7 protein-coding genes, 1 rRNA gene and 1 pseudogene are annotated in these 11,125 nt (G+C 38.6%); 7 read left to right on the forward strand and 2 right to left on the reverse strand.

Features of this window, described 5'->3' with window-relative positions:
* The first annotated feature begins 454 nt into the window (after positions 1–454).
* Positions 455–622, forward strand: coding sequence for a hypothetical protein (locus ACPK8D_RS13640; RefSeq protein WP_424718410.1), 168 nt, complete (start codon positions 455–457; stop codon positions 620–622).
* A gap of 608 nt (positions 623–1,230) precedes the next feature.
* On the opposite strand, the gene ACPK8D_RS13645 is transcribed toward ACPK8D_RS13640, so the two are convergent.
* The gene (locus tag ACPK8D_RS13645) at positions 1,231–1,653 is read right to left on the reverse strand and encodes a hypothetical protein (protein WP_424718411.1); all 423 of its coding nucleotides are present in this window, start codon (positions 1,651–1,653) and stop codon (positions 1,231–1,233) included.
* Positions 1,654–2,014: 361 nt separating this feature from the next.
* Between ACPK8D_RS13645 and cydB the strand changes: the two are divergent.
* From cydB to ACPK8D_RS13675, 6 genes and pseudogenes are all read left to right on the forward strand, one after another.
* A pseudogene (gene cydB / locus ACPK8D_RS13650) lies at positions 2,015–3,120 on the forward strand (cytochrome d ubiquinol oxidase subunit II).
* A gap of 707 nt (positions 3,121–3,827) precedes the next feature.
* A complete protein-coding gene (locus tag ACPK8D_RS13655; protein WP_424718412.1) occupies positions 3,828–5,651 on the forward strand; it encodes a PKD domain-containing protein in 1,824 nt (607 codons plus the stop codon).
* 590 nt (positions 5,652–6,241) lie between these two features.
* Positions 6,242–7,144, forward strand: a complete 903-nt coding sequence (locus ACPK8D_RS13660; RefSeq protein WP_424718413.1) for a proline iminopeptidase-family hydrolase — start codon at positions 6,242–6,244, stop codon at positions 7,142–7,144.
* 610 nt (positions 7,145–7,754) lie between these two features.
* A complete protein-coding gene (locus ACPK8D_RS13665) occupies positions 7,755–8,318 on the forward strand; it encodes a DUF917 family protein (protein ID WP_424718414.1) in 564 nt (187 codons plus the stop codon).
* 683 nt (positions 8,319–9,001) lie between these two features.
* Positions 9,002–9,802, forward strand: a complete 801-nt coding sequence (locus ACPK8D_RS13670) for a CPBP family intramembrane glutamic endopeptidase (protein ID WP_424718415.1) — start codon at positions 9,002–9,004, stop codon at positions 9,800–9,802.
* Between the two features lie 236 nt (positions 9,803–10,038).
* Positions 10,039–10,641: an adenosylcobinamide amidohydrolase gene (locus ACPK8D_RS13675; protein WP_424718416.1), complete on the forward strand. Its 603-nt coding sequence runs from the start codon at positions 10,039–10,041 to the stop codon at positions 10,639–10,641.
* Between the two features lie 397 nt (positions 10,642–11,038).
* Here ACPK8D_RS13675 and rrf read toward each other — a convergent pair.
* Positions 11,039–11,125: ribosomal RNA gene (gene rrf / locus ACPK8D_RS13680) — 5S ribosomal RNA — on the reverse strand; the annotation flags it as partial.

Below are 11,125 nucleotides of genomic sequence, written 5' to 3' on the forward strand. Positions count from 1 at the left end.
AATGGAAAATAAATTCATTATCATCTGTACTTTTATTGGGGAAGCACTAGCACCACATCCAATTCACGAGATAGGGCTTATTAACCCTCGAAAAATGAATCATTTTTTGAGGACCCTATATATATTAGAATTAGCTTATTCTATAACTCAATTAACTTTCAATTAACTTCTTTGAATCTTGTATTTAGAGTAACTAATCGAGTTTCTGACCATGAAAACAATCCTGAAACCTGAAAATTGTTAAGAACAAAAGTAGTTTTAGGATAAGCTCGTTATATTAATAATTGATGCAGTTTTTATCTTTTAGAAAAAATTCGTTTTTAGCTGGAACTGTATATCAAAAGGAGGAATCCTTATAGAAACTTTTGAAGGACTTGTTTATGTAAAACATGGGCGGATCGGAAGCAAAGGTGAAGGTCCAGATTATTATCTTCAGACGTGGGACAGGGAGTATTTGCTGAATTATGGGGATAGAGGTCCATGGGAACTGGACTATTACCTTGAATTTTTCTGCCGTAAATTTGTTGAAGTTACTGGCGAACTTGATAAAGAGGCAAATAAAATGAAAGTGACAACGGTCAAGGAAATCTGTGTAGGTCATATCCCTAAAAAGATGGAGTAAAATTGGGTCAACTTCTACAGATCTCTCCTTAGGACTTATGCACTTGAGGATCGAATCAAGCATATGAGGATTAAAGTAGAAGGTTTCTGCCTGAAGGTCAAGCAAGGATGAGATTACCTGCAGGTTATTCAGAGTCTAGTTCTTGTGTTCGAATTGCCCTCTCGCATCAAACTTTTTTAATCTTTATTTTTGCTTAAATTATCTAATTTAACTAAGTTTCTTTTGGTCACGTTAAGAAAACAATCAAAAGCAATATGTTCAGAGCCTGGTCTCGTAGGAGTTCGGGCGTTCGAATCGCATATCTCGCACTAAATTTTTTCAGTGACTTTTTAAGCCGTTTTTTGATCCTCTTACAGGCGGTCTGAAAATTCAAACCAAAATTCTACAAACAATAATGAATATGTTTTACGTTAACCTTAAGGATATCATTTTATGCAATAAAAACACAGTCTCATTCATGCAATTAAATTCAGTAGGAATACGATTTAATCTACTATTACGCAGTTAAAGGTTTTAATCTAAAGTTATCGGTCAAATGTTAAACCCTATTCTTCAAATGTTAAACCCTATTCTAACTGTAAGATAAAATTGAATTTTAAGACATGTGCTTAGACACGTCTTCTAGATAAATCAGGATTAAACCCTAATTCCGTGTATTCAGCCCTTCTTACAGCCTCCCAATAGGCGTTTTTCTTTGAGTTAAATTCGCGATAACCATTCATCTGGTCCTTAAATATTTCACTGAAAAGCTTGTTTTCTGCAAGTGTCCCGAATCCACGAAGGCAACAATCGTCTCCTTCAAGATTCATACCTGTTAACACTCTATCTAGTAGCTCCCTGTATTCATTTCTCTTCTTAATCAAATCAGCTTCTGTGAAATTTTTAAGGTCAATTAACTCTATACCGTTTTCGTTCGCCCAGGAAATTACTGCTTTGTTTTCATCGTCACTATTTGAATTAACAAACTTTAAAAGAGGGTTCAAACCACGTTCGGGATCACTATTAAGGTACCAGCTTACATTCATATCCATCATCGTGACTCCTGGATTTTTATAGTAAAGATCCTTACTTCATAGCCAGACTGTATTCCTTACCATATACATTATTGGTGCTGCAAGAGTAAAAAATGTATGTTTGAGCCAGAGCCAATAAACTGATAGTAAAAATATCCAGTAATTTAAAGTCTGTTTCCCATTTGAAATAACCTTTGGGAACCCCCAATTCCCGGGACTCCAATTAGAAGTGGAAGGGTCTTCATATTTTGGCAAAGGAATTAATATTATTGTCTATAAATAACGTTTTTACCATTTACTTGTCGATTTCTGATCCTGATTGTCTTTGAGATATACCTCTTAAAGAAAACCGCAGTTAATGTGACAGGAGTTGAGTAAGATGTTCGATTTCCTAACTCATCATACGCTTGTTGTTATCTGGTTTTTCCTGTGGTGTGTTATATGGGGAGTTTACTTCATTGTAGACTCGTTTTCCCTTGGAGCAGGTCTTTTGGCACCCTTTATTGCCACAAATAAGGTGCAGAGGATACAAATCCAGAGCTCTGTGGGTCCTTTCTGGGGCGGTAGTGAAGTATGGCTCGTCCTGGCTGCAGGTGGAACATTTGCTGCATTCCCTCTGGTATTCTCGAAGAGGTTTACTTTTCTGTATTTTCCTATGATGTTGCTGCTCATCGGCCTGGTCGCAAGGGACATACAGTGGAATATCTCCACAAGGATGAGAATCCCCAGATACAGAAGGCCCTTACGTGGGGATGGTTTGTTGGAAGCCTGCTGATCTCTCTGGTTCTGGGAGTTGCATTTGCGAACTTCTTCAAGGGGCTTGAAATCGCTTCGGGGGGAGTTTATAAAGGTACCCTTCCTGGATTTTTCGGCCCGTATGCATTGATAGGCGGGGTCTTGTTCGTGTTTATGAGTGTTACTTCAGGTGCACTCTGGATCAATGCCAAGACCGAGGGTGTCATAGTTGCAAAAACAGGTGATCTGGCAAGGAAGAGCACTCTTATTGTACTTGTACTTGCTCTGGTCTATCTGGCATATTCCTTTGTGGGTATAGAAGGTTTTACAACCAACTATTCAGCCATGCCAGCTCTGTACTTATTGCCAGTTCTTGCGTTATTGGCAGCTATCCTTGCTGTGTTCTTTACAAAAAAGGACAGGGTATTCCCGGCCTTTTGCAGCAATCTCCTGGCGCTTCTTTTCGTTGTTCAAAGCGGGCTTGCAAGTATTTATCCTTACGTGCTTAAGTCATCTGTTTATCTTGAATACGGAATAGATATCTTTGAGGAAGCACCAAGCCAACATGACCTTGAGCATCATGCTGGGAGGAGCACTGGTATTCGTACCCATAGTCATCATCTACCAGCTGTGGGTATATACTCTGTTCAGGGAAAAGATAAAAGAAACAGAACAGGTCGATTACTGACCTACTTCCTCTTATTTTTATCTTTTTTATCACTTCATCTGCAAAAATCGATTCAATTATAAAAAAGATAAAAATAAAATCACAGATAATCTAATAAGAATATCACTCTGCCTATTATTCATGTTGTCAATTAGCACTCCCATATATATCAGTCAAACCTTCTGTATATTTTTCACATACTATACATCAACCGTTAAGGCTGCATCTTCCACCGTACCTGACATATTTTTGTTTGTTGTAAAACTCATCGCTGTAATTGGCGGATACAGTAACGCCAACTATTTGATCATGAAAACTTTTTTTGCAATTAGGACAAATCCAGTATGTAGAACCGCACTCCTCTCACTACTACCTTTGAAGCTGCTATTCTTTGATTTCAAATTTATTCCAGTCTTTCTCCTACCTCACGAAGTTTTCTTTTTTTAAAATAATTTAATCTCTTGCATTGGAATATCTTTTGTAGATATAAGTAATCGCGAGCGCTTCGGACTTTCTACATAATATAGAAAAGTTGATATCTATGTAAAAATAATAAGAGAGATTAATTAAGGTAGAAATATGAACTTCGTTAAGATATTTACTGAAGTTTTTAGAGCCCTTCGAAAAGTTAACAATGGCATATCGTAAAATTATGCCAGGATCTAATATGGAGTGCCCATTCAGGTATTCAATATGCCAATCGTGAAAGTTAGTGATCACAACCTTTTCGGATAGGTTCTAAGTTAAACAGGTTTATGCGTGATCTCTAATGAAAAATTTAAAATCTCTTATGACAATAATTACCCTTTTTCTTTTTTGTATTGCGTTAAGCAGCCCTGCAGCTTTGGCGGCAAATATCGTAATTGACAAGCAAACCGGATCAGCTGGATCAGGTCTTTTTCATACATCTAATTATGCAAACGATGCAGCCTGCATTCAGGCAGCACTGGATAAATCAAAAAGCGGGGATACAATTACTATCCACGAAGGGAACTATTACATTACAAAAAGAATATATCAAAACGGTAAAAATCTGAAAATAATAGGCGAAGGAAAAGTAACTTTTCACATTCAAACTTCCGAAAAAGAAATTTACGGGCTTTTTTTCAGTGGATCAGTGATCGCAAACAAAAAACTGCATAATAACGCTAATAAGGGCTCATCTCAAGTGGTTTTAACTGACGCTTCCAAGGTTCGCCAGAACGACTTGATTAAGATCTGGAAAAATGTTAAGTGGTGTTCTCTTGATTATCCGGATCAAATGACAGGAGAAATTTATACTGTTAAAAGTGTAAAAGGAAATATTGTCACTTTAAATCAACCGCTTCTGAGAGACTACAAATTGTCCGAAACTGCACAGGTCGAAGTTTATAGACCTATTCAAGTGCATATAAAGAATATAAGAATACAGGATAGAGATGCGACGATGTCTCATCATGGACTGGTTATGCAATATTGCAAGGACAGTTCTGTCACTAATTCCGGGTTCAAAAATAATGGATTTGGTGCTATTTGTCTGTATTCCTGCTTTAATGTGAATGTCAATAATAATGAGATTTACAATTCACTTCGTCCCGGAAGTGGATATGGTGTAAATGTAGCTAGCGGTTCGGCTTTTGTCAATATCAACCATAATCACATAGAAAATTGCAGGCATGCTATAACAGGCAATTCAGCTGAACGCAAATCTTTAAACCGTGACGTGCTTATCACTGATAATACTCTGATAGGGGGAAAAATAGACGGTTCTAGTGTCATTGATTCTCACCCTGTTACTATTAACTATGTCGTAACTAAAAATAAAATATACCCGCAACTCCCAGATTTTTTCGCATTCTCAGATGGTGCACAACAGTCCACTTTTTCTAATAATGAAATTTTTGGTGGATATGGAGGAATATCCAGACGCGGCAGCGTAAATGATGGAGTACACATTTATGAAAATAACAAGTTTAAGGGTATATCAGGTGTTATGTATCTGGGAGGAAAAAACGGAATCGATAACAAACTTATAATTAGAAATAATATTCAAAACAATGGGAAGTATGGAATTTATTTTCCAGGTCAGGAGAGTGTCAGGAATATAGTAATAAGTGAGAACAGCTTTAGCAATCTTTCTCATCAAGGAGTGTATCAGAAGTTTCTAACTAAAGGGGTAAACTTAGACATCTCTAACAACAGGTTTGCAAATATAAAACAGAACGGGGTATATATAGATGGGAATTCTTTCAAAAGTGGTACTGTGAAAATACAAAATAATATCTTAATAAATGTGTATCCATCGAATCCCTCCTCCGGAATCACAATAAAAAATATTAAAAACGCCGTAATTAGCGGGAACCAGATATCCAAAACCCCGGTATCCAAAGTTCCTGTTGCTGCTTTTTCTGCATCTCCCACCTCAGGAAAAGCTCCTTTAAAGATTCAATTCACTGACAAGAGTACCGGATCACCAACGTCATGGAAATGGAGCTTTGGAGATAAAACATATTCAACTCAAAAGAACCCTGCACATAAGTACACTAAAGCAGCAAAATATACTGTCAGTTTAAAAGTAACCAATGCTGCAGGTAGCAATACAGCGACAAAGACAGCATATATTAAAATCTCATAAAGGGGTTAACTCTCAGAGGGTACGCCTTCTGGAGTTTAATTTTTTTATTGGCTAGCAACTAAAAATAAGATCGAAACTCATGAGATGCGAAGTAATCTATGAATCAAGAAACAATGAAAAGAGAGATAATATATTCAGGGTTTTACATGGAGGACTATATTTTATTTAAAAGTAAGTCAATTTACAAGGGTTGCCCAGCCAGATAAAAGGCTCCAGGTTCAGAACCTGGTCTCGTAGGAGTTCGTGCTTTTGAATCGTACCTCTCGCACTAATTCTTTTTTGTCTAGTTCTCTTATGATTCGAAGCTCAGGCTTGACCTGGAACTTTTTCTTAGTTGTTTCTCAGAATCGATCTACATATTATGTGTCATTTTATTATGTGTGCTTTCTCATATTTTCCGTCTTAATCACTCCAAAAATTATATTGCTTTGACAATGACAGCCAAATCTTATATGTTGTTGATAGCTGTAGCTTCTTGAGCAACTTGGTATTGATCGTAAAAAAAGGATCTAGTGAGAGCAGACTTGAAGCAACTTGAAATTCCCAGATATTATTTATATAGTGCTGGCAATATCCGATAGAGGATAATTATGAGCTATGAAGGAAGGGATAGTGCCAAAGTTGTCGAGGGCTATATTCCAGTAACTGGTGGAAATATATGGTATAAAATTGTCGGGGCAAATAGGAAAAATATCCCGCTTCTGGTATTGCATGGCGGCCCTGGCGCACCTCATGACTACCTAGAGCCCCTTGGAGCTTTGAGTAATGAACGACCAGTAATCTTCTATGATCAACTCGGATGTGGCAACTCTGATAATCCCAGCGATATATCCCTCTGGACCGTCGAGCGCTTCGTAGATGAGCTTGAACAGGTTATGACCTATCTGGGTCTTGATAAAATGCATCTGCTTGGCCAATCATGGGGAAGTATGTTAGCTGTCGATTTTATATTGGCTAAAAAACCGAAGGATGTAGTGAGTCTGACTCTCTCAGGCCCTTGCCTCAGTTCTTCTCGCTTCGCCTCAGATCAGAAAGTCTATCTTTTGGAGCTTCCTGATACTCTCCAGAGAATAATCAATGAGAGCGAGGCATCTGGATGCTTCAGCTCCAGGGAATATCAAGATGCTATGATCACCTATTATAAGATCCATGTCTGCCGCCTAAACCCCTGGCCGGACTGCCTGAATAGAACTTTGGAAAAGTTCGGGCATGAAGTATATGAACAAATGTGGGGTCCAAGCGAGTTCACACTTACAGGAACGCTCGAAGGCTACGAGCGAGTAGACCTGCTGAAAGAAATATCCGTCCCAACCCTTTTTACCTGCGGACGCTATGATGAGGCTACCCCCTCTACAACTGCACACTATCATAGCATGCTTCCGGGCTCTGAGATTGTTATCTTTGAGGACGCATCGCATCAACATCACCTTGAAAAAACAGGTGAGTATCTTGAGGTTGTGCGTAATTTTATAGATAAAACCGAGAATAGATAGATTTTCAACGCCCCTTTAAACCCCGATCTCACTAAAAAATTAAGCGGTGTTCTTCAGGTGTTCCACGAAGTAATTGAAAATCCCATGAAATAAATATTCATTATCTGGGAAGCAGTCTTGGTTTCCATTGGGCACAATTAGCATACAGAATTTCTTATTTGCATTTATCAATGCATCAACGAGCTGTATAGTCTGGAAGGGGTGGACATTATTATCCATACTTTTATACTCTAGTATAAGAGTTGTATACAACCAATTTTTCAAATTAACCCTATCAAAATCTTCGCTCGGCTGGATTATATATTTTGTAAGGATAATTATTGTTTTGTTGTCCCAAAATAGAGAACTGAAGTATAAAAGGATTTCAAAAAAACAATTGAAATATTTTCATTACAGAAAGCTAAATTGTTGGAGCTTCATATTGTTTTTGGGCTATGCTCTTTGTTAAGACTAAAAGGAAAGAAGGGGTTATAGGCATCTTACCGAAAGTTTACTCTTAGCCTGCTGAAAGTTCAGGATACCATAAAAGAAATTTCTTGAAGAATATGAATTAAATAAAAACTCACAAATTTCTGAACGATTTCAGTATAAATTCAACAGGGGTGGGGAAATGAATAAAGAAAAATTATATTTTACTGCAGAAGATCTTGAAAACATTCTTGAAGGCTCGGTTTTACTTGCAAGTGGGGGAGGCGGGGCCAGAGAAGATGGAAAGTCTCTAATGAGAGCTATCCTGGATGAAGGGAAAAGGGTAGAATATATTTCTCCGGAGAATGTCGGCGACAAAGAATATATGGCAGTGGTTGGAGGTATTGGAGCACCCGAGGCTGTCAAAGAATTTGGTTTTGGTTATTCAGCCAGAAGAGCCTTTGAGCTCCTTGAAAAAGTGTCGAAAGCTGGCGTCTTACCAAATGCTTTCTCCTGCGCGTTATCTGGAGAAACAGGCGCAGTATCTCAGTTTATCACTATGTTAGTCGCAGTGCAAAAAAATATTCCTGTAGTTGACGGGGACGGAGCAGGAAGAGCATTTCCAAGTCTGCAAATGGCCACTTTCGCAAGTAATCCTGAAGAAATCCCGATTTCTCCTGTAGTTCTTGTAAATAGTAAACGTGTAGGGGAAAGAGGCACTGAAATAGTGCTTTACCAGAATAATCCTTCAGCTGTAGACGAGTAAAGAAATAAATTTACTCAACTGCGAAACTGAAAGGAAATAGAGTACCATAGGCCATAGAGGATACTAATAACAAAAAAGACGCCTGCAATGATTAGAAATCCACGTAAGCCAAAAATAAGATAAGATGTTTCAAAAACAATATAAAATATTCCAGATAGAACGATAAAGACTAGCCAATATGAATAATATTTATTATCCATAATTAGTAATAGGCGAACAGTGATAAATAGTTTATTATGTTGCAATGAAGAATATTATCAGAAGCCTTCAGATTGGATTGCTGACGCTTCGCGCCCCTTACGATCCCTTTCAAAGCAGAAGATTAGGAATCCTGAAATATACCTTGTTTATTTACCACCGTATTTTCCTGAGCTAAATCCGTAACAATTCAGCTGAGAATTCATAAAAAGAGTGCTATATCTGTTAGTTCCTTCAAATTGAAGGAATGAAACCGATCATCATAGAATCCTGGTGCAGGTTTGTCAGTAAATGAAATAATGTGAAACACTGATTGAACGATTTTCATCAAATAATATGAATTATAAAGACATATGCTAAAGAATATAATACCCCTGAGGAAGCGGCTAAGCAAAATCGGCATCGGGTTTTCATTATATATGCAGCCCAAAAGAAGTTTCTTATCCAATCAAAACTAAGCCAACCCGCCCAGGAGACTGTAATTAGTGAATATCAGCACGCCATCTAAAAGGTCACTTCTGGAATTCTTTCTATTGGTTTTCGCATTTTCGATTCCATTCTGGTTAATTGGCGCTATAGCCAGACAGGGACTTCCGCTTCCTATGAATCTTCCTGTGAGTGCACTTTCGTTCGTTTGCCCGATGATTGCGGCTTTGATCCTTGTGTATAGAGAAAATAAACTAATCGGAATAAAAAAGTTATTTAGGAGAACCCTCGACTATAAAAGAATCAAGCCAAAAATCTGGTTTGTGCCCATTATTTTTTTGTTGCCGGTTATATATTTACTGTCGTATGGAGTCATGCGCCTGACAGAGCGGCCACTTCCCGAACCTCACATTTCATTTCTAACGATACCGATACTTTTTGCTGGGTTCTTAATCACTGCTGTAAGTGAGGAGATGGGCTGGATGGGATATGCCGTTGATCCGATGCAAAATCAATGGAGTGCACTGACGACCAGCGTCATTCTGGGGTTGGTGTGGGGGATATTCCATGTTGTACCTGATATTCAAGCTCATCGTAGTCTGGCATGGATAGTATGGCAACACGGTGTCTATTCAGTTGCGCTTCGAATCCTGATCGTCTGGATCTATAACAACTCCGGAAGAAGCACGTTTGCAGCCGTCCTTTTTCATGGCATGGATAATGTCAGCTGGTCTTTATTCCCTAATAACGGTTCACACTATGACCCGGCTATTACCGGAGTGCTCACTGCAATCACAGCTATAATTGTAACGTTTTTATGGGGCTCAAAAACATTGGCCCGGTATAGATATGCTTCTTAAGCCGTTACGCTTAACATTGGACGTCAAGAAAAGACTAGGTATTCGAAAAGCTGTAAAAGCAGACAACCCACTTTCCGAAAAGTGATCTAACCTGGGTATCGGATAATCGGGGAAGGGAGAGAATTGACTTCGTAATTTTGATGCTCCCTTAACTGCCGTTCTATTTCCGGAAAGGATTATCTCTAAATTCGACCACCTGTACTGAAATACATTCTTTATGAAAACGGAGCCCTTGTATGCAATACTACATAAAAGACAGCGCCCTCATCATCAAAGGAAATTTCGAAGCCGTGAGCACGGGCTTAAACGGCGGCAGCGCACGGGTAAAATCCCTCTTCAACAAACAGGTGCCAAAAACCTTTAACCCTCCTGACCCACAGGAATTCTTGAAAAAAGAAGCCCTGAAGCTGGGCCTTGAAAAAGCTCACTTTGGCCTTCTTACAGCTGTCAAAATGGAGTACCTTCAGGTAATAGAAGACGGTTACCTGACAGCTTTCATAACCGCAGGCGTAAGTAACGGCTCGGAATTCAGGGCAAAAATAGGAACTATAAATATAATCCTGATCTCAAAGGCAAGGCTATCCGAGACCGCTCTCCTCGGAGCGATCATTACAGCTACCGAAGCAAAAGGACTTGCCCTGATCGAAAAAGGCTACACTTTCCTTGGCACGAACACGGATGCAGTGATTGTTGCCTGGGAGATAGATTCAAAGCCTGTCCCGGAATGTGGAAAAAAACAGGAAATTCCTTATGCAGGTTCAAGTACGGATTTTGGGAAAAAGATAACTGAAGCCGTGATAAAGGGAGTAAAAGCGGGGCTTGAGCTGAGAGGAGAATGAAACTGAAAAAGGATATTCTAAAACAGAAGCCCGAAAATACCTCAGTTCACTCTATAAAATTAACCCTAAAACACATAAAACTGTCTTTTGCAAGCTTTCTACACAGAGTAACTACTACCTCAGACAGCTTAACTCGATATATCGCGCTGATTGAAATGTGCATGCATTTCGGGTCGAAAATGAAACGTCGTAATTAATGACACGAGATTTGATCGAAGAGGCCTGATATTTCAAAAGAAATTCAAAGCAATGTGTAACGAGTAGCATTAAAACCAGTATAAAAAACAATATAGAATCAGGATCAAAAAATAATATAAAATGGTATTCAAAAAACAATATAAAGTGGCATCAGAAAAGCTAGTGTTAAAAAAATGATTTTAAAATAGGTATAGGGTGAGTATGGCAGCGATCCAGAGTTCCCGAAGACTCGCGTACTTCAGTACAGTCAGGAACGTGGGCAGGCTTATCTGCTGTGTTCGGGATG

It is taken from the genome of Methanosarcina sp. (genome assembly GCF_049706645.1).
Taxonomy (GTDB): Archaea; Halobacteriota; Methanosarcinia; order Methanosarcinales; family Methanosarcinaceae; genus Methanosarcina.

Coding starts and splice junctions, on each gene's coding strand:
- ACPK8D_RS13655 (WP_424718412.1), top strand. CDS start 3,828: ATGACAATAATTACCCTTTTTCTTTTTTGTATTGCGTTAAGCAGCCCT.
- ACPK8D_RS13645 (WP_424718411.1), bottom strand. CDS start 1,653: ATGGATATGAATGTAAGCTGGTACCTTAATAGTGATCCCGAACGTGGT.
- ACPK8D_RS13660 (WP_424718413.1), top strand. CDS start 6,242: ATGAGCTATGAAGGAAGGGATAGTGCCAAAGTTGTCGAGGGCTATATT.
- ACPK8D_RS13675 (WP_424718416.1), top strand. CDS start 10,039: ATGCAATACTACATAAAAGACAGCGCCCTCATCATCAAAGGAAATTTC.
- ACPK8D_RS13665 (WP_424718414.1), top strand. CDS start 7,755: ATGAATAAAGAAAAATTATATTTTACTGCAGAAGATCTTGAAAACATT.